17 protein-coding genes and 1 pseudogene are annotated in these 24,402 nt (G+C 54.4%); 9 read left to right on the top strand and 9 right to left on the bottom strand.

Annotated features, from left to right (window positions below; translation table 11 throughout):
• Window positions 1–164: 164 nt before the first annotated feature.
• Window positions 165–1,883 carry an urease subunit alpha gene (gene ureC, locus OSC10802_RS0108460; protein ID WP_017716354.1) on the top strand — a complete coding sequence of 573 codons (1,719 nt, stop codon included), beginning with the start codon at window positions 165–167 and terminating at the stop codon, window positions 1,881–1,883.
• 87 nt (window positions 1,884–1,970) lie between these two features.
• On the opposite strand, the gene OSC10802_RS39250 is transcribed toward ureC, so the two are convergent.
• Window positions 1,971–2,372 (bottom strand): hypothetical protein, encoded by a 402-nt coding sequence (locus tag OSC10802_RS39250; protein ID WP_155967460.1) that lies wholly within the window; start codon window positions 2,370–2,372, stop codon window positions 1,971–1,973.
• A 334-nt stretch (window positions 2,373–2,706) separates the two neighbouring features.
• Here OSC10802_RS39250 and OSC10802_RS39245 point away from each other — a divergent pair, with 334 nt between their 5' ends.
• The 3 genes from OSC10802_RS39245 to OSC10802_RS0108440 all read left to right on the top strand — a co-directional run bounded on the left by OSC10802_RS39245 (window position 2,707) and on the right by OSC10802_RS0108440 (window position 9,591).
• The gene (locus OSC10802_RS39245) at window positions 2,707–5,259 is read left to right on the top strand and encodes a two-partner secretion domain-containing protein (protein WP_017716352.1); all 2,553 of its coding nucleotides are present in this window, start codon (window positions 2,707–2,709) and stop codon (window positions 5,257–5,259) included.
• Window positions 5,260–5,758: 499 nt separating this feature from the next.
• Entirely contained in the window at window positions 5,759–8,017 is a 2,259-nt protein-coding gene (locus tag OSC10802_RS0108445) for a TOMM precursor leader peptide-binding protein (protein ID WP_017716350.1), read from the top strand.
• A 482-nt stretch (window positions 8,018–8,499) separates the two neighbouring features.
• Entirely contained in the window at window positions 8,500–9,591 is a 1,092-nt protein-coding gene (locus tag OSC10802_RS0108440; protein ID WP_017716349.1) for an amidohydrolase family protein, read from the top strand.
• A gap of 170 nt (window positions 9,592–9,761) precedes the next feature.
• Here the strand turns inward: OSC10802_RS0108440 and OSC10802_RS39240 are convergent, their stop codons facing one another.
• The 3 genes from OSC10802_RS39240 to OSC10802_RS39235 all read right to left on the bottom strand — a co-directional run bounded on the left by OSC10802_RS39240 (window position 9,762) and on the right by OSC10802_RS39235 (window position 10,791).
• On the bottom strand, window positions 9,762–10,091 hold the full coding sequence (locus OSC10802_RS39240) for a hypothetical protein (RefSeq protein ID WP_232731650.1): 330 nt from the start codon (window positions 10,089–10,091) through the stop codon (window positions 9,762–9,764).
• A gap of 129 nt (window positions 10,092–10,220) precedes the next feature.
• Window positions 10,221–10,418: a hypothetical protein gene (locus tag OSC10802_RS54175; RefSeq protein ID WP_232731649.1), complete on the bottom strand. Its 198-nt coding sequence runs from the start codon at window positions 10,416–10,418 to the stop codon at window positions 10,221–10,223.
• Window positions 10,419–10,461: 43 nt separating this feature from the next.
• A complete protein-coding gene (locus OSC10802_RS39235; RefSeq protein ID WP_232731648.1) occupies window positions 10,462–10,791 on the bottom strand; it encodes a hypothetical protein in 330 nt (109 codons plus the stop codon).
• Window positions 10,792–11,135: 344 nt separating this feature from the next.
• Between OSC10802_RS39235 and OSC10802_RS52695 the strand changes: the two genes are divergently transcribed.
• From OSC10802_RS52695 to OSC10802_RS0108395, 5 genes and pseudogenes are all read left to right on the top strand, one after another.
• Complete coding sequence (locus OSC10802_RS52695; RefSeq protein WP_232731647.1) at window positions 11,136–11,390, top strand: hypothetical protein; 255 nt, start codon at window positions 11,136–11,138, stop codon at window positions 11,388–11,390.
• 2 nt (window positions 11,391–11,392) lie between these two features.
• Window positions 11,393–12,098: pseudogene (locus tag OSC10802_RS47490) on the top strand (CHAT domain-containing protein); the annotation flags it as partial.
• Window positions 12,099–12,156: 58 nt separating this feature from the next.
• Window positions 12,157–12,894, top strand: a complete 738-nt coding sequence (locus tag OSC10802_RS0108405; protein WP_026098298.1) for a DUF928 domain-containing protein — start codon at window positions 12,157–12,159, stop codon at window positions 12,892–12,894.
• A 16-nt stretch (window positions 12,895–12,910) separates the two neighbouring features.
• The gene (locus tag OSC10802_RS0108400) at window positions 12,911–15,724 is read left to right on the top strand and encodes a CHASE2 domain-containing protein (RefSeq protein ID WP_017716343.1); all 2,814 of its coding nucleotides are present in this window, start codon (window positions 12,911–12,913) and stop codon (window positions 15,722–15,724) included.
• Window positions 15,725–16,300: 576 nt separating this feature from the next.
• Window positions 16,301–17,602 carry a hybrid sensor histidine kinase/response regulator gene (locus tag OSC10802_RS0108395; protein ID WP_017716342.1) on the top strand — a complete coding sequence of 434 codons (1,302 nt, stop codon included), beginning with the start codon at window positions 16,301–16,303 and terminating at the stop codon, window positions 17,600–17,602.
• Between the two features lie 13 nt (window positions 17,603–17,615).
• Here OSC10802_RS0108395 and OSC10802_RS49185 read toward each other — a convergent pair whose 3' ends face one another.
• From OSC10802_RS49185 to OSC10802_RS0108355, 5 genes are all read right to left on the bottom strand, one after another.
• A complete protein-coding gene (locus tag OSC10802_RS49185; RefSeq protein ID WP_155967458.1) occupies window positions 17,616–17,759 on the bottom strand; it encodes a hypothetical protein in 144 nt (47 codons plus the stop codon).
• Between the two features lie 263 nt (window positions 17,760–18,022).
• On the bottom strand, window positions 18,023–19,390 hold the full coding sequence (locus tag OSC10802_RS39230) for a sensor histidine kinase (RefSeq protein WP_017716340.1): 1,368 nt from the start codon (window positions 19,388–19,390) through the stop codon (window positions 18,023–18,025).
• Between the two features lie 397 nt (window positions 19,391–19,787).
• The gene (locus OSC10802_RS0108370) at window positions 19,788–20,843 is read right to left on the bottom strand and encodes a chemotaxis response regulator protein-glutamate methylesterase (protein WP_044170016.1); all 1,056 of its coding nucleotides are present in this window, start codon (window positions 20,841–20,843) and stop codon (window positions 19,788–19,790) included.
• A gap of 293 nt (window positions 20,844–21,136) precedes the next feature.
• Entirely contained in the window at window positions 21,137–23,515 is a 2,379-nt protein-coding gene (locus OSC10802_RS0108360; protein ID WP_026098296.1) for a hybrid sensor histidine kinase/response regulator, read from the bottom strand.
• A 203-nt stretch (window positions 23,516–23,718) separates the two neighbouring features.
• Window positions 23,719–24,399, bottom strand: a complete 681-nt coding sequence (locus OSC10802_RS0108355) for a chemotaxis protein CheW (protein ID WP_017716335.1) — start codon at window positions 24,397–24,399, stop codon at window positions 23,719–23,721.
• Window positions 24,400–24,402: the final 3 nt, after the last annotated feature.

Below are 24,402 nucleotides of genomic sequence, written 5' to 3'. Positions count from 1 at the left end.
ATCAGGAATGAGCCGGTGAGGCGGGGAGAGGGGGATCTCTTCTAGAGACGAGATAAATCGCGTCTCTTTAGGTTTGGGGACGCGACGAGAGCGTTCTACATGCGTTCTTCAGTTCTTCTTTGGCAAACCGGCATAAAATTGAGGGGGAGGAAAAGGAGAAAATTATGGGCTACAGAATGAACCGGCGAGCCTACGCCGAAACCTTTGGGCCAACTGTCGGGGACCGGGTGCGCCTCGCAGACACGGACTTGTTCATAGAAGTCGAGCGGGATTATACCACATACGGCGATGAGGTCAAGTTTGGCGGCGGCAAAGTGATCCGAGATGGCATGGGACAGTCCCCGATTTCTAATGCGGATGGTGCTGCCGATGTGGTGATTACCAACGCTTTAATCCTGGACTGGTGGGGGGTGGTGAAAGCAGACATCGGGATTAAAGACGGGCTAATTTTTAAGATTGGGAAAGCCGGCAACCCCCACATCCAAGATAATGTAAACATTATTATAGGTCCGGGCACGGAAGCGATTGCCGGCGAGGGGATGATTCTGACTGCCGGCGGGATCGACGCCCACATTCACTTCATTTGCCCGCAACAGATAGAAGTCGCCATCGCATCGGGGATTACTACTATGATAGGCGGAGGCACCGGCCCCGCCACCGGCACTAACGCCACCACCTGCACGCCGGGACCTTGGAATATTTACCGGATGCTGCAAGCGGCTGACGCTTTTCCGGTGAATTTGGGATTTTTGGGCAAAGGAAACAGCAGCCTGCCTCTGGCGCTGCGCGAGCAAATCCAAGCCGGTGCGATGGGTTTGAAACTGCACGAAGACTGGGGGACCACACCGGCAGCGATTGACACCTGTTTGAGTGTGGCGGATGAGTTTGACGTGCAGGTTGCGATTCACACCGACACCCTCAATGAAGCCGGTTTTGTGGAAACCACTGTCGCCGCTTTCAAAGGGCGCACTATCCACACCTACCACACCGAGGGTGCCGGTGGGGGGCACGCGCCAGATATTATTAAAGTCTGCGGCGAGGCGAATGTGCTGCCCTCTTCGACTAACCCGACTCGCCCCTACACCGGCAACACCCTGGAAGAACACCTGGATATGCTGATGGTGTGCCACCACCTGGACAGGAGCATTCCAGAGGATGTGGCCTTTGCTGAGTCGCGGATTCGCCGGGAAACGATTGCCGCTGAGGATATTTTACACGATTTGGGCGCGTTTAGCATGATTTCGTCTGATTCCCAGGCGATGGGGAGAGTGGGCGAGGTGATAATTCGCACTTGGCAAACCGCGCACAAGATGAAGCTGCAGCGGGGATTGCTCTGTGCCCCTGGGGGAGAGGGGGAGCGCGCCGACAACTTCCGGGCGAAGCGCTACATCGCCAAATACACGATTAACCCTGCGCGAGCTCACGGGATTGCCGGTTGTGTCGGTTCCGTGGAGGAGGGAAAGCTGGCGGATTTGTGCCTGTGGCGACCGGCATTTTTTGGGGTGAAGCCGGAGATGGTGATTAAGGGCGGTGCGATCGCATGGTCGCAGATGGGGGACGCCAATGCAAGTATCCCCACGCCGCAGCCGGTGCACATGCGCCCGATGTTTGGCAGCTTTGCCGGCGCTCGCCACGCCACATCGCTGACGTTTGTCTCTCAGGCGGCGCTGGAGCTGGATATTCCCAACCGGCTGGGGTTGCGCAAGCAGGCGGTGCCGGTTTCCCAGACGCGCCGGCTCTCCAAGCGCGATATGAAACTGAATGACGCCCTCCCCCAGATGGAAGTCGATCCAGAAACCTATGAAGTGAGGGCGGATGGCGAACTCCTCACCTGCGAGCCGGCAGAGGTTTTGCCACTGGCGCAGCGCTACTTCCTGTTTTAAAAACCGGCATCATCGCATTCTCTCGTTCCCAGCCTCAGGCTGGGAACGCAATCTGGAGGCTCTGCCTCCTTTCAACGGAAAAGTAGGTTAAAAGCCTAACAGCTTATCGGCAGACAATGCCTTCGCACCGGCAGACAATGCCTTCGCACCGGCAGACAATGCCTTCGCACCGGCAGACAATGCCTTCGCACCGGCAGACAATGCCTTCGCACCGGCATACAATCCCATTGTATCGGCATACAATCCCATTGTATCGGCATACAATCCCATTGTATCGGCATACAATCCCATTGTATCGGCATACAATCCCATTGTATGGGCATACAATCCCATTGTATCGGCAGACAATCCCATTGTATCGGCATACAATCCCATTGTATCGGCATACAATCCCATTGTATGGGCATACAATCTCATTGTACCCGCCTGCAATACAATTGTAACCGCCTGCAATTCGATTGTGCGGGGAGCGGGTATAGCAGCAGTCATATTGGGAAAGGACATTAAGCCCCATGCCCATGCGCCATGCGCCATGCCCCATGCCCCATGCCCGCCCAATGCCCCATCGCCCACTGCCCCATGCGCCATGCGCCATGCGCCATGCGCCATGCCCCATGCCCCATGCCCTAAACTTACTGTCCATTCCTATAAACTATATTAAGCCGTGTATCTATAGTGTTGCGCCCGTGGTATTCTTAGTTTAACGATTCGTGCTGTGGGCCTTCGCGGCTAACATTAAGGAATTCTTACAGGTCTCAACCGGCCTCCTTTGAATGAAATTTGAGAAAAGCTCACTCAGTTCTATTTGAATGCCCCAGAAACTATGAAACCATTTTACCACGTCCGGCTTCCTTTTGTGGCGCTCGCTACATTATCTCTGCTCGCTCCCTCTCCCTCAGGAGCGCAAATCGTCCCAGACGCGACGCTGCCAAATAATTCCACCGTCTCGCAACAGGGTTCGGCGCTGAAAATCGAGGGGGGAACGAGTGCCGGCGGCAATCTATTTCACAGTTTCCGGGAGTTCTCTTTACCAAAAGACACAGAGGCTCACTTCAATAGCGCCCCGGCAATTGAGAATATCTTCACGCGCGTCACCGGCGGGAAAGTTTCCAATATAGACGGCACGCTGAGAGCCAATGGCGGGGCGAATTTATTCCTGCTCAACCCGAACGGGATTATCTTTGGCCCCAATGCTAAGCTGAATATCGGCGGCTCGTTTTTTGCCAGCACGGGAGAGCGCTTCAACTTTGCGGATGGCAGCGTTTTCAGCGCTAAAGATACGGCGGCAAAACCGGTGCTGACGGTGAGCGTGCCTGTCGGGTTGCAATTGGGGCAAAATCCGGGGAGGATTGTGAATCAATCTGTGGCTGCAAATAGCACCGGCAAAACGGTGGGACTGTCTGTGCTTCCAGGGAAAACGCTGGCGCTGGTGGGGGGGGAGGTGAGTTTGGCGGGGGGACATGTAACGGTTGCCGGTGGGCGAATTGAACTTGCCGGTGTGGGGGAGAATAGTTCCGTCAGTATTAGCGCAACAGGGAGCAGTTTGGCGCTGGGATATGAGGGCGTGAGGGACTTCCGAGATGTGGGGCTCACGCAGGGAGCTATGGTAGATGCCAGTGGAACTCCCAGCAGTGCGGTTATGGTGCGGGGGCGGGCAGTTCAAGTGATGTCTGGTTCGCGGATTTATGCGCTGAATTCCGGGTCGCAAGCGGGAGGTGATATCAACATTAATGCCTCGCAATCCTTGGAGCTAGTCGGAACGGGAAATTTGGCGAAAGATACTGTAACGATTAATGAAACTGACTTCAGCAACCCGCTGGAACTCCCCACCGGCTTGTTTTCCGTGACATCGGGTGCGAGAGCGAGCGGCAATGTGGAGATTAATGCGCCTCTGCTGAGTGAGCGAAACAGTGCAGTTATCGGCACCTATACCAGCGGTACCGGTCGGGGGGGAGATGTGACGGTGAATGCACCTGAATCGGTAGAGATCAGTGCTTCTCGGCTGGAGACTTACACCGTTCTCGATTCTCCTGGATCGAGTGGCAATCTGACGGTTAACACGGGTCGGCTTAGCGTCAAAGATGTGGGATATGTTAGCGCCAGTACGAATGGAGCCGGTCAGGGGGGGGATCTCACGGTCAATGCCTCTGATTCCATAGAAGTATTGGGAAACAATGTGCTCGTGGTTGTGCGTTCCGACGGGACGCCCCTGTTTATCTCTTCTGTTTTGTTCGCCGCGACCACGGGTGCCGGCAATGCGGGAGAGATGCGGCTGAACACCGGGCGGTTGATTGCCCGCAATGGAGCGGCTATAGCGCCCAATAGCGGGGGCGCAGGTCGTCCGGGAAATGCGATTATCAACGCAACACAATCGGTAGAATTGAGTGGCAAAACTAGAGATGCGTTTGCCTTTCCCACAACTTTACTGGCTGCAACCACCCCCTTGGCAACGGGAACGGGAGGGGGGAATGTGACGATCTCGACTGGAAAGTTAATCGTTCGAGATGGAGCGATTATCACTATGAGCAATTTGTCTCCCGGAAGTGGTGGGAGTTTGGAAGTAATCGCAGACACAATCCTGCTGGACAATAAAGCCAGCATTGCGGCGGAGACAGCTTTCGGGGAAGGCGGCAATATCACGTTGCGCTCGCGCTCTTTGCAACTGCGCAACAGCAGCACCATCAGCGTCACGGCGGGCAGCGCTAAAAATCCGTTCGGACTCCCGCCTGATTTAGCGGCTTTCTATGCCGCCCAAGTGACCGGCGCGGGCGATGGCGGCAACATTATTATCAATACCGATACTCTCGCAGCTTTGGAAAATAGCACCATCGCCGCTAACGCCCAAGAGGGCAGGGGGGGGCGGGTCAGCATTGCCGCACAGGGCGTTTTCCTGTCTCGGGAGAGCGCCATTACGGCGACTTCTGCCCGCGGTGCCGAATTCAGCGGCGTAGTGGAAATCCAAACGCCCAATACTGACCTCAAATCTGGACTGGTGGAGTTGGCCCAAAATCCTATCGACCCCAACCAGCAGATTGCCGGCGGCTGTGAGACGGATCGGGGGAATACTTTTACCGTCATCGGGCGCGGCGGTTTGCCAGAAGATCCGACACAGCCACTTTTGGGCAGTACCGTTTGGCGGGACGTTCGGGATTTCTCTGAAACAGATAGCCCTCCGCCGGCGTCGGAAGACAACCGGCTGCAGTCCGCTGTGCCGGCTTTGGTGGGAGTTCCTGCCGGTGAGAGCGGGAAAATCCTCGTCAAGAAGCCCCTGCAAGAAGCGACGGCTGTGGTGGTTCGTCCTGACGGGGTTGTGGAATTAGTGGCGACTGTTGCGCGAGCCAATTCTTGGCAGCCGCAAGGCTGCACCAAGCGCTGAGAGCCACTTGAAACAAGTCAAGAAACCGGCTTTCTTGTGCTGAAAAGAAATCCGTTTCTGCCCCCCCTCAAGAAACCGGCTTAAGCGTCGGGCGTGCCGGCTTTGTGAGGACAGGCGGGACGCCTGTCCTACGCCTTTTTTACATTGGGGGCGCGAGTGCCGGCGCTCAAGCGCGCGTCGGGCGTGCCGGCTTTGTGAGGACAGGCGGGACGCCTGTCCTACGCCTTTTTCACATTGGGGGCGCGAGTGCCGGCGGGCGCGCGCGTCGGGCGTGTTGGGGGGTGGGGTTCTTCCGCCGGTCCTGCGCCGGTGCAGACCTGGGCCTCCGCAACCCTGAACAGGACAATTCTAAAGAGATAATTAAAGATATTGACGCCCCTGTTGCTTGTGATATCCTGAACCCTGTAAGTGATTTCTCACTCACCGGGTGGGTTTCCCACTCGCTCAACCCCACCCCGCAACGAACGAGAATCTGAAAATTTATCCCACTTCTTCAAAAATGCTTCACCCACCCAAATTTAAAAGCTGTTACCGCGTGGAAATAGTCGAGTCCGTAGGGGTGTTTCTCCTCTCCGAGTCAGATTCTTACGTCCTGAAAGGTCGCACTTACGAGCGGATCGCCCCCTTAATTGACGGGTGCCGCACCGCAGACGAAATCGTCGAGCGCTTGCAGCCAGAAATCTCCGCCGCCGAGGCGTACTACGCGCTAATGCAGATGGAGCGCAAAGGCTATACCGTCGAGGACAGTGGCGAATTGCCGCCAGAAATTGCGGCAATCGCCGATATTTTGAAGGTCCACCGGCAACCGGCAGCTCAGGCGCTGCAATCCACCAAAGTATCAGTCCGCAGCTTCGGCGCGGTGGATGCCAAACCCTTTCTGGAAAAACTGAAATCGCTGAACATTCAAGTCTGCGAAGACGGCGACATAGAAGTCGTGCTGGCAGACGACTACCTGCGAGAGGGGCTAGCCGAGTGGAATCAAAAAGCCATGCAGTTACAGCGCCCGTGGATGCTCGTCAAACCCGCCGGCATCTCTATCTGGATAGGGCCAATATTTCATCCCGAAAAAACCCCGTGCTGGGAGTGTTTGGCGCAGCGCTTGCGCAGCAACCGCCCCGTCGAACAGTTCATCCAGAAGAAAAAAGGCATCCCGGAATCCTCCGCATTCGCTCCCGCCCCCGCCTTTTACCCAACCGCTAAAATCGGTCTGGACTTAGCCACCACCGAACTGGTAAAGTGGGTGCTGAAGCGAGAAAATCCCGCCCTAGAAGGCAAGGTCATTACTTTTGACGCTCTCGCCCTGAAAACCGAAAGCCACACCGCCGTCAAACGCCCGCAGTGTGAGGCTTGCGGCGCTCCGGAATACTGGCAAAACCGGCAGCCCTCCCCAATTATTTTAACCTCCGGCAAGAAAACCTTTACCGCTGACGGAGGGCACCGCTCCTTTTCTCCCGAAGCAACCCTGAAAAAATACGAGCACCACATCAGCCCGATTGCCGGTGCGGTCAAATATATGAAACAAGCGTCACAGCCATCAGGGGGGGTGATGCATTTATATTATTCCGGGCACAATTTCTCCCGGATATCAGCCGACGATCTGTACTTCCTAAAGAAAGGAATCCGCAACAGCAGCGCCGGCAAAGGCAAAACCGAAATCCAAGCCAAAGCCAGCGCCGTCTGCGAAGCGCTAGAGAGATATTCCGGCTTGTACGAGGGATACGAAACCCGCTACAAAGGCACCCTGCAGCAAATGGGAGAGGCGGCGATTCACCCCAATGCCTGCATGAATTTCAGCGAAGAGCAGTACCGCACCCGCCGCGAGTGGAACGCCAGCAAAACCAGCGATTTCAGTAAAGTTTTTGAACCCTTCGACGAAACGCGGGAAATCGAGTGGACGCCGGTGTGGTCTTTCACGGGCCAAACTTGGAAGTATTTGCCAACGGCTTTTTGCTACTACGCCTATCCAGACTATCCTAACACAGTTTGCGGCACCGATTCCAATGGCTGCGCTGCCGGCAATACCAAAGAAGAAGCCATCGTGCAAGGGTTCATGGAGCTAGTCGAGCGAGATAGCGTAGCGCTGTGGTGGTACAATCGCGTCAAGCGACCGGCAGTAGATTTAGAGAGTTTTGGCGAACCCTACTGTCAAGCCCTAAAAGACTATTATAAAACATTCAATCGCGAGTTTTGGGTGCTGGACCTGACCGCAGATATGAAGATTCCGGTTTGTGCCGCCATTTCTCGCAGAACAGACAAGCCGGTGGAAGATATTATTTTCGGCTTCGGAGCCCATTTCGACCCCAAAATCGCCCTGCTGCGGGCGCTAACCGAAATGAATCAGATTCTCCCGGCTGTTTCTGAGGTTGCGCCAGACGGTAGCGTGCGGTACAGTGCTTGGGAAGATTTCGCAATCGAGTGGTGGGAAACCGCAACGGTAGAGAATCAGCCCTATTTAATTCCAGACGCAAATGTCCCGGACAAACGGCTTGGCGACTATGAATATTTAGCCACAGACGACCTGAAAGAAGACGTGGAAACTTGCGTCAAACTGCTTGACAAACTGGGGCTGGAAATGCTAGTATTAGACCAAACCCGCCCGGATATCGGACTGAATGTGGTGAGGGTGATTGTTCCGGGCATGCGGCATTTTTGGCGGCGGCTGGCTCCGGGGCGTCTGTATGACGTGCCGGTGAAATTGGGCTGGCTGCCGGCACCTTTGAGGGAGAGTGAGCTCAATCCAATTCCCGTGTTTTTCTGAAAAGTCTCTCGGCGGTTGAAAGAAGCTGTTGGCGAATGCGTGAGGGGTTAGACCTACAGCTAGTTCCTCGGCGATTAGCCGAGGTTCCTGGCGATTAGCCGAGGTTCCTGGCGATTGGAAATCGCGGCTATACAGACGAAGCCCGCCTACGCGGGCTAAGAGTAGAGCGAGACTCTCACAATCTGCGCGGTTTTTAAACCGAGAAAAAAAACCGCAAGGCAAGGGTTTTAAGAGTATATTTCTTCTTTAAGTCCGCGCAGGCGGACTTCGTTTGTGTAGCCGCGAATTCCATTCGCCGAGAAGGTTGAGGACTTTTTAAGGGGGGTTTGGGGGGATCTCCAGACTGTACTTCACCCAGATGCAAAGCGCTATAAGAGTATATTTCTTCTTTAAGTCCGCGCAGGCGGACTTCGTTTGTGTAGCCGCGAATTCCATTCGCCGAGAAGGTGGGGAACGAGAATAAACTAAAAAAAGGAGAACCTATGTTTAAAGGATTTAGCATTCTGGATGCAGACTGCCATGTCATTGAGCCCTTCGAGATGTGGGAGAAATATATCGAGCCGGCCTTCAAGAGTCGGGCACCCTACTGTGACGAAACCGGCCTCAAAGTCGAGGGCGTTCCAATTTGGAACAAGCTATCTAAAGCGGTTCAAACTGAAGCGGCGCGGCAGGTGATTCGCAATCATGGCATGGCGGTTGTCCGGGGTTTCGATGCGGAGTCGTATATAAAAACGATGCAGAAGAACGGGGTTGACATGGCCTTCCTGTACCCGACGGTGGGCCTTGGGATGCTGGCGGTGGATACGATGGAGGCAAAGCTTGCCGGTGCGCTGGCACGCGCATACAACAGCTGGCTGCGCGACTTTTGCAGCTACGATCCGCAAAGGCTGTGGGGGATAGGGGCAATTAACCAGCACGCGCCGGAAGAGATGGTGCCGGAATTGCACCGGCTGGCGGAATTTGGCTGGAAGGCGGTATTTTTGCGACCGAATCTGGTGAAGGGGCGCTCGCTGAGCGACCCAGCTTACGAGCCGTTTTGGAGCGAGTGCGATCGCATGGGAGTGGCAGTCTGCATTCACGAGGGGAGCCACTGCCGGCTGCCGGCTGCCGGTGCCGACCGGTTTGACACCCGTTTCGCCCTGCACGCCTGCTCCCATCCGATAGAGCAGATGATGGGGCTGCTAGCGCTGATAGAAGGGGGCGTGCTGGAGCGCCATCCCGGATTGCGGGTGGGTTTTTTTGAAGCCGGCTGCGGATGGCTGCCCTACTGGCTGTGGCGGCTGGACAGGGAGTGGGAGGATCTGGCGTGGGAGGTGCGAGATAACGTCAAGATGAAGCCTTCTGAGTATTTCCAAAGGCAGTGCTTCATCAGCGTCGATCCCAACGAACCTTACCTGGAGGAAGTTATCCGCCACACCGGCACAGACAACCTGCTTTTTGGTTCCGACTACCCGCACATGGACAGCCAGCCCGACATCGTAGAGCGGGCGGTGGCGCTAGCAGACCGGCTCGGTGAGTCAACCGTGCGAAAGCTCCTCTGGGACAACCCGAAGCGCTTCTTCAACCTTTGCTAAATGGGTGTGAAACTCAGTAGGGTGCGTTGCCGGCATCGGAAAAAATCGCCGGCATCAAAGCGTAGAATAGTAACGCACCCCACTCATGCCCAACTATCCCACCCAGCACAGACGCGACATGTCGCATCCCCACACTGGGAAACAATCGCTATCAAGAGGCAGGAATGCTATCAACACAAGGTTGTGGCGCGAACTTGGTCTGAAGAAATCCGTCCCTGAATTAAGTCCGTGAGCTGTTCGTCTGTGACGTCGGCTAGCTTGGGTGGCAGCGGAATTGTCCAAACCGCACCCGACCCATCTTCTGATTCCTGAACACTCCAGATATTAGCGGACTCATCAATCCTGACTTCTAGTCCATCGGGAACATCAATCCCAGCTTCTTCGAGAATCTGTCGGGGATTGGCGATGAATTCTGCCTTGAACTTTTCGTCCAGCCAAGCCCGGGCTATAAGCTTGGACACTTGGTTGCCGATATCTTGCGGCGTCAAACTTAGTACCACTGTTTGTCTCTCCTCGTTGCTGTCTTGGTCTTATGTCATTCTTCTGTCCGTCACCGGCCAGTTGAAAATACTTATAACACAGCACCGGCAGCATGTCAAGCCGACTTTAAAGAATTCCCCACCAGTTAGTTAGCAACTGTCAATCCTGGCCCGCTGCCAGCGACCGAAAAAATCCACACACACCGTTTCCCACTCCAAAAACCGCCTCCCGCAAGCAGAGTTGCGAGACAGCCAGGTGATAGGGGGAATCATTGAGGGCTTGCTTTCCCTCAATACTACCCCCAACTCCTGTACTATCCCACCCAGCACAGACGCGACATGTCGCATCCCCACACTGGGAAACAATCGCTATCAAGAGGCAGGAATGCTATCAACACAAGGTTGTGGCGCGAACTTGGTCTGAAGAAATCCGTCCCTGAATTAAGTCCGTGAGCTGTTCGTCTGTGACGTCGGCTAGCTTGGGTGGCAGCGGAATTGTCCAAACCGCACCCGACCCATCTTCTGATTCCTGAACACTCCAGATATTAGCGGACTCATCAATCCTGACGTCTACTCCCTCGGGAACATCAATTCCAGCTTCTTCGAGAATCTGTTGGGGATTGGCGATGAATTGTGCCTTGAACTTTTCGTCCAGCCAAGCCCGGGCTATAAGCTGGCACACTTGGTTGACTATCTGTCGCCATTCTCGTTGCAGTACCACTGTTTGTCTCTCCTCGTTGCTGTTTTGGTCTTATGTCATTCTTCTGTCCGTCACCGGCCAGTTGAAAATACTTATAACACAGCACCGGCAGCATGTCAAGCCGACTTTAAAGAATTCTCCACCAGTTAGTTAGCAACTGTCAATCCTGGCCCGCTGCCAGCGAGCGGAAAAATCCACATATAGCGGCTCTCCGTTGGATGAACTCTGGCCCAGAAACCCGGTTTCTTTAAGAAACCGGGTTTCTCAGTACCCGATCAATATGAGAAAGGCTATAAACCGTTTCCCTCCAAAAACCGCCTCCCGCAAGCAGAGTTGCGAGACAGCCGGCGCGTTCGGGGGAAGCCTTGAAGATTTACTTTCCCTCAATGTTTCCCGCAACTCCTGTACTATCCCACCCCACAGCCCTTGCGGGGTGCGCTGCCGGCGATAAAATTGCCGGCATCAAAGCGCAGAACAGCAACCCACCCCGCCACTCCCCCCAAATGGACAGCCAGCCGGACATCATGGAGCCGGCGGTGGCGCGGTTCCGGCGAGCTCGCCCAGCGTGCGAAAGCACCTGTGGGACAGCCCGAAGCGCTCCTTCAGCCTTTTCTAAATAAATATTCAGTTTTCCTTCCGCGAAGGAGTCGAGCCGGTGTGCCGGCAGCTGGTCAGCTTGCTGCTGCTCGGGGAGCCGGGCCAAAAAAACCTCAAACAAGCCCGCGAGGCGATCGAAGGGCTGCAACTTGCGGAGCTGGACAACTTTTTTCGGGACGCCTGTCTCGAAGTGAGAGCAGAAATAGAGCGAGTGGCGTCGGAGGTTTCCTTCAAGGTGCTGCTCGATCAGGACTTTACCACGGATTCTATACAAACTGCCCTGTCAAAAACCGCCACCCCAGTCCTGCACCTCACCACTCACGGCCAGTTCAGCTCTAGCGCCGAAAATACTTTTATTTTGACGTGAGATGGTAAGATTAATGTAGGGGATTTTGGGGACCGGCTTCGGGAAAGGAATGAGACTGGCGATCGGGCGATTGAGTTATTGGTCTTGAGCGCCTGCCAGAGGGCAAAAGGGGATGACCGAGCTGCTTTGGGCTTGGCGGGGCTGGCAGTAAAAAGCGGCGCACGCTCAACGATGGCGACACTCTGGTCAGTAAAAGACCCGTCCACCGCTCTCGATGATGGCTGAGTTTTACAAGCAGCTGAACGCGCCAGGGTTCACTAAAGCAGAAGCGCTGCGCCAAGCTCAGTTAGCGCTGCTAAAACAGCCGAAGTACGAACACCCCTTTTACTGGGCCCCGTTCGTTTTGGTGGGGAATGGGTTATAAAATGCGCCTTTTTAACACAAAGTCAAAAAAGCGCATATCTATCTAAAGGATGAAAAATATGCTACGATCGAACCTTCCAAAAAAGCAAGTTGTTTTTCTCACAGCAGCCCTGCTGCTGAGCGGGGGCTCGCTGCTGGCTACAGCGCAGGCAGACGCCGTGACCTTCTCGGCACCGCAGGGCACGAAGGGAACTCCCCAGCAGGAAACGACTGGGGGAGCCACCCGCACCGGCAGCCAGTGTGAGGCTCGGACCGGTGCGTCCTCAGAGCAAGGCGCGACGGCGCTCATCCCCAGCAGCAGTGTGGGACTGACTGTAGGGGAGCGCCCGACTTTTTTTGTATTCGTGCCGGCAATGACAGCGAAAGAAGCGTCCTTCAGCCTGCAAGACGAATCGGAAAATCTGCTTTACCAGACCAAAGTGCCGCTCCCGTCTGGGGGGGGTGTGGTGGGCGTTGCCCTTCCGGCAACAGCACCGGCGCTGCAGGTGGGCAAAAACTACAAATGGATGCTGGAGGTGCACTGTTACGCTGAGTTTGACCCGGACAACCCCCTGGTGGAGGGGTTGGTGCGCCGGACCCAAATCAATCCCGCCCTGGAAAGGAAGCTGGAGAAAGCTACCACAAACCTGGAGCGATCAGCGGCTTATGGGGAAGAAGGAATTTGGTACGAAGCGGTGAGCGCTCTAGCCGCCGCTCGCCAGCAACAGCCGCAAGATTCTAACCTGGAAAGTAACTGGGAGGAACTGTTAACCTCAGCGGGACTGAAGGCAATTGCGACGCAGCCACTCACTCGGTAACTCTGACTCTCTTTTTATGTGGTTTTATGGGAAAGTTCGGCAGTGGTGGGAAAAACACTCAACCGTCCTCGTCACGGCTACCACTGTGGCGGGGTTCGCTATCGCCATGAACGGAGCGGGACTGTTTCAGCTGCTGGATTGGGCGGCTGCCGATCGTTTTTTTCAACTGCGTCCCGCTGAGCCGGCGGACAGTCGCATTGCGATTGTGGCGATTGATGAGCCGGACATTAGGGCGGTCGGGAAATGGCCAATTCCCGATGCGGTGATGGCGGAGTTAATCGAGAAACTCAGGGCGCAAAAGCCGGCAGCCATCGGGCTGGATATTTATCGGGATCTGCCGGCGGAACCGGGACACGAGAAACTGCTGCAGGTGATGAAGTCCACCCCGAATCTGATCGGGGTGGAAAAAATTGTCGGGCAAAAAGTCGCCCCGCCGCCGGTGCTCAGCAAACTCGATCGAGTGGGCATCGCCGATTTGGTGCCCGATGCGGATGGAAAAATCCGCCGCGCTTTAATGTCAGCAAAGGATACTTCCGGCACAGACAAGCTGGGACTGGGGGTTCGCTTGGCACTGATGTACCTGCAAGAGAAAGGCGTTACCCTAGAGATGGTCAATGCCAAAAAGATGCACCTGAGACTGGGCAAAGCCCTCTTTGTGCCGCTGACCGGCAGTGAGGGGAACTACCGCCCTGAGGATATCGGCGGCTACCAAATCCTGATGAACTATCGCGGCACGAAAAACAGCTTCCAAATCCTATCGGTGACGGATGTTCTGCAAAACCGCACAGCGCCCGACTCAGTTCGCGACCGCATTATTTTAATCGGTTCGGCGGCCAAAAGCCTGAACGATTATGTTTTCACTCCCTACAGCAACACGGCCAGCAAAGACCAGTCGCGAATGCCGGGGGTTGTGATTCACGCCAACGTAACCAGCCAGATAGTGAGCGCCGCACTAGACGGGCGGACGTTGCTGAGAGCTTGGCCGCATCCGGTGGAGTGGCTGTGGGTTCTGGTTTGGTCTGGAATTGGTGCGGCGGGAAGTCGGAGAGTGCTGCTGGCGTCTCATTTTCATAAAAAGATTGTTGGACTGGGGAGAATCGTTTTGGGAATTCTCGTCGCGGGTTCTATTCTTATCTGCCTCTGCTATGTCGCCTTTTTGGGCGGCTGGGTGATTCCTGTCATTTCCCCCTTAGTGGCTCTGACGGTTTCTGCCCTGGCGGTTACGAACTGCCACCAGATTTGGCAATTGAAACGCGCCAACGAAAAACTCACCGACTATTCGCGAACCCTGGAACAGCGGGTTGAGGAGCGCACTGCGGAACTCCAGGAAGCCAAACTGGCGGCTGAGAGAGCTAAAATTGGGGCGGAGGCGGCCAATCAGGCAAAAAGCGAGTTTCTGGCGAACATGAGCCACGAACTCCGCACTCCCCTGAATGGGATTTTGGGCTACGCGCAAATTTTGCAGCGCTCGCCGGCAGTGCCGGTCAAAGAGCGGGAAAAAATTGGGATTATTTACCAGTGCGGCTCTCACCTGCTGACCTTAATAAACGACATTCTCGACCTCTCGAAAATTGAGGCCGGCAAACTGGAGCTGCACCCCACAGAGTTCAATTTTAACACGTTTTTAATAGGCGTGTCCGAAATTTGCCGCATCAAAGCGGAAGAAAAGGGGATTGAGTTTGCCGCTCCCAATTTATCGGGGCTTCCCACCGGCATCCGCGCTGATGAAAAGCGGCTGCGGCAAGTGTTAATCAATTTGCTGGGCAATGCGATTAAGTTTACGGACAGCGGGAAAGTGATTTTTAAGGTAGAGGTGATAGGGCGTGAGGGAAAAGAAATAACCGCCGGCACCCAGTGCCCAATGCCCAATGCCCAGTGTCCGATGACCAGCATCCGGTTTTCCGTGGGAGACACCGGCATTGGGATGACTCCGGAACAGCTGGAAAAGATTTTTTTGCCCTTCGAGCAGGTGGGGGACAAATCGCGGATGGCGGAAGGGACGGGACTGGGGCTGGCGATTAGCCAGAAAATTGTTAATTTGATGGGCAGCCAGTTGGAGGTGCGCTCGCGCTATGGAGAGGGGTCGGTTTTTTGGTTTGATGCGGATGTGCCGGTGGCTGCAGACTGGCTGCAGGAAGCTTCCGCCGAGAAGCGGGGGAAAATTATTGGCATTCAAGGGAAAAAGCCGGCTGTCCTGATCGTGGACGACCGCCCAGAAAACCGGTCAGTTCTCGTCACCCTGCTGGAATCGATTGGGTTTTCTGCGATCGAGGCTAGCAACGGTGAAGAAGGGCTGGACAGGGCAGCCGAGCGCCCGCCGGACTTGATTGTAACGGACTTAGCCATGCCGGTGATGGACGGCGTTGAGATGCTGGGGCGCATCCGCAGCAACCCCCAGCTGAACACTGTGCCGGTGATTGTTTCTTCGGCGAGTGTTTTTGAGAGTGACCGGCAGAAAAGTTTGGAGGCGGGAGCCAGTGATTTTTTGCCCAAGCCGGTGCGGGTTGACGACCTTTTGACGATCTTGCAGGAGCATCTGGAGCTGCAATGGATCTGCGAGGAGGAGCCAAAGCCGGCGCGCCAAGAAGAAGGCAGGAAGAAGAAGGAAGAGACGAGTGAGATAGTTGCCCCACCGAAAGCGGAATTAGAAAAACTCTACGACTTAGCGATGATGGGAAATATTCAGGAGATAGAGGAGGCGTGCGCCGAACTAGAGAAATCCGATGCGAGGTACGCCCCGTTTGCCGCGCAGGTGCGGCAATTTGCGGACAGCTTTGCCATAGAGGAAATCGAAAAATTTGTCGAGAGCTGGTTGAAAAATTCGGGGTAGAGACTTGAGAGATTGTAGAGCCCCCGTTCCTTAAAGAAACCGGGGAACTCAGCTCTCACAACTAGAACGCTATATATAGCCCCCAGAAACCCGGTTTCTTTAAGAAACCGGGTTTCTCAGCACCTCACAAAGGATGAGAAACGCTATATAGTCTTTGCCACCGGCACATCGCACAAACCCCAACAAGCAAATGTATCGGGTGATACACCTCCGGGGATACCGCGCCCTGCAGCGATATATAGCAGTATGCACTTAGGTTCGTACATTTCGGCCTGCACCCCCGCACTCCGGATCCTATTGTTCTAACCCATATTAATGCTGGGATATAGACGTAGGTGCGGCGTCCGCCGGGCCTGAAGGTTGAATGTCCTAATCTAAGTGGCTACTGCTATAAAATTGGCGCAACCGGATATGAGAGCAGCCAGGAAATAACGTTGGGAGCCTCCCCGCCAAGCTCCCAGTAAAGTTTGCGATCGCACCTCTTGACAGATAGCCCAGTTTAACAAGCTTGACTTGAGCCGCAGATGGGTGTGGTAAGATTGACGGGTAAAGGATAAGTCTTTTTAGAGGCGAGCCATGACGGGGAAAATTTTGTTGGTTGACGATAACGCAACAAATTTGAGAGTGCTTTCTGGAGCAATGGCTGAGTCGGGGTGGACAATCTTGGTGGCTACGGATGGCGAAAGGGGGATCAAGCAGGCGGAGTACGCGAGTCCTGACCTGATCCTGCTGGATGTAATGATGCCGGGGATTGACGGGTTTGAAACCTGCACCAGGCTAAAGAGCAACCCCAAAACCCAGGACATTCCAGTAATTTTTATGACGGCTCTCAGCGATCCCGTCGATAAGGTAAAAGGGTTAAAAATCGGAGCGGTAGACTATATTACGAAGCCGTTTCAGCAAGAAGAAGTTTTAGCTCGCGTCGGGGTGCACCTGAAACTGCGCTCTCTGATGAAGAAGCTATTAGAGCAAAATGAACAGCTGGAAAAACGGGTGGAGGAGCGGACTGCCGAACTGAGTCAGGCGCTCCACGACTTGCAGCAATCTCAGCTGCAACTGGTGCAAAATGAAAAGATGTCCACACTCGGCCAGCTCGTGGCTGGGGTGGCCCATGAAATCAACAATCCCATAAATTTCATTGATGGCAATATCAAACATACGGTAGAATACATGCATAATTTGCTAGCTTTACTGAAGCTATATCAGGAAGAATATCCGGAGCCAGGCTCTCATATTGAGGAGTTTATTGAGGAAATTGATTTAGAGTTTTTGAGCAAAGACCTCCCAAAAATGCTTTTATCAATGCGGGAAGGAACGGACCGCCTGCGCAATATCAGCATCTCTCTGAGAACCTTCTCTCGCTCGGATTCTAACGCGCCGGTGGAGTTCAATATCCATGAGGGGATTGACAGCACAATAACGATTTTGAAACACCGCATCAAAGCCAACAAAGATCGCCCCGAAATCGGGGTGGTGCGCGAGTATGGAGAGGTGCCGGAGATTGAGTGTTACCCGGGCCAGCTGAATCAGGTATTTATGAACCTGCTGAGCAATGCAATTGATGCCCTTGACGAATCTAACGCTGGGCGATCCTATGAGCAAATCGAGGCGAATCCCAACCGGATTGAGATTCGCACCGGCCTGGTGGATTCAAACCGGCTGGTCATTTCTATTAAAGACAATGGCCAGGGGATGAGCGAGTCAGTCCGCGCCCGGGTGTTCGACCACTTGTTCACCACCAAGCCGGTGGGTAAAGGCACCGGCTTCGGACTGTCTATTTCTCGCCAGATTGTAGAAGAAAAACATGGCGGGCGGCTGAGCTGTCATTCTCTGCCGGGAGAGGGGACAGAATTTACCATTGATCTGCCCATTTTGTGAGTGAAACCCTGTACTAAATTTTTGTTAATTGTTGTTTGTTAATAAACCCGAGGGTTAAGAAACCCGGTTTCTTAAAGAAACCGGCTTTCTGGCCTCTGGCGTGGCCAACAGTTTTTTCTAGGCCGTTCAACCGGATATGATATATAGCAGTAGCCACTTAGGTTCGTACATTTCGGCCTCTTTTGCACCCCCGCACTCCGGCTTCTATTGTCCTAACCCATATTACTACTGGGATATAGACGTAGGCCAGCGTCTGGCTGCCCTGAAGGTCTAATGTTTTAACCTAAGTGCATACTGCTATAATACAAAGTTGAAGGAGATAGTATTTTTTTCGCCCGACGAAAACCCCTTGATGCCCGGGTTTTTAATGCCAAATCCAAAATCCAAAATCCAAAATCCAAAATCCAAAATCCAAAAGGGCTAGGCCACATAGGGCTCCAGGAATTGCCGATTTTTCTTACTTTTAGATAAGTCTTTTGAAACTTTCACGCTGCAGGGAATTTCAATCCAAAACTCAGCGCCTTCTCCCGGTTCCGAGACGCACCGCAGCGCGCCCCCATGCTTTTCCACGACAATTTGGTGGCTAATGGAAAGTCCCAGCCCCGTGCCCTCACCGGCGGGTTTGGTCGTGAAAAAAGGCTCAAACAGCCGCGCTTTGACAGTGCCGGCAATTCCCGGGCCATTATCCTTAATGCAGATGGCCACCCCGCTGCGCTCCTGAACCAGAGTGCGGATGGTGATAGTGCTGGGGTTGCGCTTAATGTCTTCTGGAAGTCTCTGCCGGTCGCGTTCGTGCAGGGCGTCAATGGCATTGCTGAGAATGTTCATAAACACCTGATTGAGCAATCCCGCATAGCATTCCACGGGAGGTAAATCGCCATATTCCTTGATGACTTGAATAGCGGGGCGGTTTTGCTTCGCCTTCAGCCGGTGCTGCAAAATCAGTAGCGTACTGTCGATTCCTTCGTGAAGGTTAACAGGTTTCATCTCCGCTTCATCCAGCCTAGAGAAGTTGCGCAACGTGATAACAATCTGGCGGATGCGTTCAGTGCCCATCTTCATTGAGGATAGCATTTTGGGCAGATCCTCAAGCACAAATTCTAACTCTATATCTTCAACCAGTTCTTGAATTTCTGGGTCAGTGTTGGGACAGCGCTGCTGGTAAAGGTGGATCAGATTGAGCAGCCCCTCAATGTACTCAGTGACGTGGCTGAGGTTGCCGTAGATGAAGTTGACGGGGTTGTTGATTTCGTGGGCAATACCGGCCACCAGATTCCCCAAGCTGGACATTTTTTCTGCCTGCACCAGCTGAGCTTGGGTGCGCTGCATGGCTTGATACGCTTCATTCCGTTCCAGCAGGCTAATATACGCCTTTGAGTGGTAGCGGATGCGGGCAATCAGCTCAATTTTATCCGGAAGTTTGACCAAGTAGTCATTAGCCCCGCTGGCAAAGGCATCTGCTTTCAGTTTGGCCTCTTCCTTGACTGAAAGCACGATTGTAGGAATGTCGCGGGTGGCTGGATTCGCTCTCAAAAAACGCAACAGCAGCAACCCATCAATATCCGGCATGACTAAATCTTGCAAGATAACTGTCGGGGCAATCTCTGCAGCCATTTGAAGGGCTAGGGCTGGGTCGCTGCAGTAGTGAAAAATAATATCCTCTTCAGTCGCTAGCATGCGGCGTACCGCCTCAGCGATCATCTCCTGATCGTCGATGAGCAGAACTTTAATCGGATATCCCGTCAAAGGTGAAGCGGAGTTGGTGGCGCTGGCTGTCGGGACACTCATCTTAGTTTCCTCCTCTACTGAGGTTAGCGGTAAGCTGCTCTACTTTTAATTTCTGGGGCTTCTGGGCAGGATCTTCCAAAAAATAGATTTTTCGACCGGCTAGCTAGAAGATGATTAGCTTAGTGTTGTTTGATTATAAAATTTTTATAAAACTGGCGAACCTCTTCAAAGCACCTTTAGTTTAATTTTAAGATATTTCTCACGCAGGTGATACAGTGAAACTACGGATTTTACGGGCTTGACTGACTGATAAAAATACTGAAATTTCTGCTGAATAAATTTGGGAACTCTGTCCTGAGGGAAAGCCGAAAGCGCTGACCGGGTAAGGAGTTCGCGGGCGCTCTCAATCAAATCCCCCGATATCGGGCGGTAAACTGGCCGGTTGAAATCAGTTACCTTAGCAGCCAAACAACTTTACAATGGCCGGCGCAACTGCGTCAATAGGTAAAATTTCCACAGCCGCTCCCAACTCCGCCGCCGCTTTGGGCATGCCATAAACCGCGCAGGTGGCTCGGTTTTGGGCGATAGTGTGCCAGCCGGCACGCCGCAGCGACATCAGACCGGCGGCTCCATCCCTTCCCATGCCGGTCAGGAGTACCCCCACCCCCTTTCCCGGCCAGTATTTGGCCACACTCAGGAAAAAAGCATCCACAGACGGACGGTAGAAACAGTCGCGCGGTTCCCGGGTGTGCCTGAGCGTCAAATCTGGAGACAAAACCAGGTGGTCATTCGTTCCAGCCACCAAAACTTTTCCCGGTTCCAAACGCCCGCCCCCCACCGCCAGCCGAACGGGGAGGGGCGACTGCTGGTTGAGCCACTCCACCAATCCGGGGGCAAACTGAGCGTCTATATGCTGGACAATCGCCACTGCGGCTGAGAAATTTTTGGGCAAGCGGGAGAGGACCGCCATCAGAGCCAGCGGACCGCCGGTGGAAGCCCCGATCGCCACAACCGGCCTCAGGGAGGGAGCAAAACACCGTTCCTGTTTATTCAACCTTAGCTCAGATTTGCGGCGAGTTGATTTGCCCAGCAATTTGCGCACCGTAGCGATTTTGGCCAGCAGCAACTCACCGCTCCTGTCCTCAGCGGAACCGCCCAGAGTCGGGGTATTGACCGCATCCAGCGCCCCACAGCCCATCGCTTCAAAAACCTTCGACAGCCGGTTTTTAACGCTGGCGGTGACCACAACAATAGCGCAGGGAAAACGGCTGACAATCCGGCGGGTTGCCTCAACACCATCCATCACCGGCATCCCCAAGTCCATCAAAATCAAATCTGGAAGGTCTATCGCGCACTTAGTGACTGCTTCAGCACCATTACAAGCCACCCAAACAATTTTGCAGTCCGGATCTGCAGCCAAGACCTGCAATATCGCTTCCACTGCGATCAGCGTGTCATTAACGATCGCGATCCGAAGCCTGTCACTGGGCGTGGGGCATGGGGCATGGGGCATGAGGCATGGGGCATGGGGCATGGGGCATTGGGGGCTGGAGTTGGGATTTTTGACACTTTACAGCAGACAGCGACAAATAACAAGGATCAAAATGGGGGTGGGGGGCATCATCGCGTGGGGCATCATCGCGTGGGGCATCATCGCGTGGGGCATGGCATTGCAATTAGAGAAGTAGGGTGGGTGACGCGCCCGCGCACCCCACCCCGAGTGAGGGACCCAGAAACCCGGTTTCTTTTAGAAACCGGGTTTATAGCCCCCAGCGCGGTTGCGCAAATCATTTAGAAGTGCTAGATTTAATTGCCAATCAGGTCTATCGCAGCCTGCAACAGCGAGTCGTCGTGGAAACTGCTCTTAGTTAAATAATAATTCGCCCCAGCTTCCAGCCCCCGGATGCGGTCTTCCTCACGGTCTTTGTAAGAAACAATAATCACAGGTAGCGACTTCAAATTCGGATGGCTTTTAATCAAACTCACCAGCTCAATCCCGTTCAGGCGAGGCATGTCAACGTCAGTGAGAATCAAGTCATAGTGGCCGGTGCGGATAGCATTCCAACCATCCATCCCGTTCACAGCCACTTCCACCTCATAACCGTTATTTTGCAGTAACTGGCGCTCCATTTCGCGGACAGTAATCGAATCGTCAACTACCAGGATGCGCTTGCGGGGCTTTGACGCAGTGGGGTGTTCAGCGCCACCGACCTGGCACAACGGCCCGGTAGCGAGCAAGTGGTCAATGGAGCGCACCATATCTTCCACATCCACAATCAGCACCGGAGAGCCGTCTTCCAGCAAAGCGGCGGCGCTAATATCCTTAACTTTTCCCAGGCGCGGATCTAAAGGTCTGACCACCAAATCGCGCTCGCCGAGAAACCGGCTCACCACAAGTCCGTAGCGGCTGAACCGGTCGCTAATCACAACCACCGGCAGCGCGGATGACTGCGGGGGGGATTCCTTCAACCCCAGCACTTGATGCGCCGCCACCAGACCAAGATTTTGCTCGTCTGCAATAAAATATTCGTGATTTTCCGCAACTCTAATCTCCGCTCTGGGAACCCGCACCAGCCGCTCAATGCGCGTCAGCGGAAACGCAAAAGGCTCTCCCGAGATTTCCACCAGCAGCGTGCGAATAACAGACAGGGTGAGCGGCAATTGCAAGTGAACGATCATCCCCTTTCCCGGCTGTGCTGAAGCTCGCAAAACGCCGCCCACCTCCTGCACCGCGCTCTGCACCACGTCCAGCCCGACGCCGCGACCGGAAATCTCCGTCACCGCTTTTGCTGTGGAAAATCCGGGCAAAAATAGGAAGTCCATCAGCTCGGTTTCTGTCAGCCGGTCAGCCATTTCGGCTGTTACCATGCCTCTGCTAATGATTGTTTGGCGCAACAGCTGGAAATCAACCCCCCTGCCATCGTCAGAAACGGCAATCGAGAGCATGCCGGCCCTGTGCGCTGCTTCCAGGCGCACCTTACCTTCTGCCTGCTTCCCCGCCGCCAGACGCTCCTCGGGTGACTCAATGCCGTGATCGATAGCGTTGCGCAGCATGTGAGTCAGGGGAGCCTCTAGCTTCTCTAAAATATCCCGGTCAACTTTAGTCGATTGCCCGACAATTTCCAATTTAACTTGCTTGCCCAGCTGTCTTGCTAAATCGCGCACCATTCGCGGAAAACCCTGCATTCTGTCCCCAAAAGGGCGCATGTGACTGGCGATCACTTCCTGGTAGAGCCGGTCGGAAAGATTTGCAGACCGGCGGGCAAATAGCTCCAGTTCGTTAAGGCGCTCGGATAGCATCTGCCGGCACTCACTGGCTTTTTGGCGGGCTGTTTTCAAATGCTCCTCGCTGCGCTCATTCAAACGCTCGCCCTCAAGGGATTCCTGTAGCTTTTCCAAGTGGCTCGACAGTTCCGCTTGGCGGTTTCTCAGTTTCATCAGTTCTTGCGCAAACGGCTGCAGCCAGTTCGCCTCCACCAGAGACTCGCCGGCCAAACCCATTAAGCGATTTAAATTCTCCGCGCTCATCCGCACCACTCGATCTGCCGGTGGCGAACTGGGCACTGCCGGCGTCTGGAGTGCCCTCTCGGGTGCGCGCACCGCCGGAATTGCTGGAATCGCCACCGGCTCAACTGCAGGGGAGGTGGAGGGCGGAACCTCTCCCCCTGTCTCCCGCCCCGCTTGCGCCTCACAGGAGTGAGATATATATGTGCTGTGCGCCGGCGGACTTTGCTGCGGCGGGCGGGCTGCCGGTGCGGCGCTCCCCTCTGGCGGCAGCGGTGTCAGGAGGGCGGAAATTGCAGTCACCAACGCCTCAATTTCCCCTTCATATTCCGCTTGCCAGTTCACTAACTCGGTTTCGCTGACGCGGGCGATGCGCAGCAGCGAATCCGCCCCTTGCAGCAGGACATCGATCTGGTTTGCTGTTAGGGTGATGGCTCCTCTCTGGGCGGCAACAAAGCAGTCCTCCATAGCGTGGGCGACTCTGACTGCAGCATTAATTTGGACAATCCGGGCAGCCCCCTTGATTGAATGCGCGGCACGCATCATCGATTCCAGGCAGCGAGTGTCATTCGGGTTGGTTTCCAGCGCCAGCAGACCTTCATTCAATATGGCTGCTTGGGCTTCCACCTCCGTGCGGAATAAATCCATCATCGAGTAGTTGCTCATATTCTGATTTTTCATTTCTCAGCAGTAGGGTGCTATCCCCTCTCTTCTTCCTTCTTGGCGTCCCCTCACGGGGGCGGTTGATTATTTTTTCTCGTTTCCAGGCTCAAACAGAGAAAATATTATAGCGTCTCTCATATTAGTGAGGTACTGAGAAACCCGGTTTCTTTAAGAAACCGGGTTTCTGGGCCATAGTTCATCCAACTGAAAAACGCTATATATCACAGAAGTCTTTTGTTCAGAGTGTAAAATAATAACTCATCATCCAGGTAACTCACGCTTTTCTCTCGCCAGCTAATCATTCCTTTGATATAAGTGTCGGGCACTTTAGAGACAGTTGCCGGCGCACTCCGCACCTCCTCTGGGGCGATGCGGTGAACCCCATAGATTTCATCAACGGGAAAGACCCAGCGGTTCCCTTCTTTTTCCACAACCACCATCCGTTTGTAAACAGCACTGTTTATAGTCTTGCCGGCAGGTGCCGGTGCGGCGTGCAGTCTCAGGAGATTGCTGAGAGAGACGCACATTTGCAGTTCGCCCCGGATGTTCACCAGCCCCTGCAGGATATCGTTGCTGCGGTGAGGCAGGGTGCGCACCGGCGACACCGGCGTCACTTCCTGGAACAAGCCAGCCGGCAGTGCCAGCCACTCCACTCCCAGGCGAAAGATAACCACCGGCACAGTGCCCTTGGCGCTAGCTTCTTTTTGCTCAGCCAGCAAATCAGTCCACTCACTCACATAGCCGGTTGGCGCTATCCGTTCCAGCAAAGTGCGCCCGCCGGCAGAATAGACAGGGCAATTGCGGCAGTGAGTGTGGGTTTTCAGTTCCCGGCAAGACCGGTCGCCCCAAATTCCGATTCGCTTCCAGCAATTGTTAGTTCTTTGTTCCTTGTTTGCTGTCATTTT

It is taken from the genome of Kamptonema formosum PCC 10802 (genome assembly GCF_000332335.1).
Classification (GTDB): domain Bacteria; phylum Cyanobacteriota; class Cyanobacteriia; order Cyanobacteriales; family Oscillatoriaceae; genus Oscillatoria.
The sequence above is the reverse complement of the archived record's forward strand: the minus strand, read 5'-3'. Positions and strand labels throughout refer to the sequence as shown.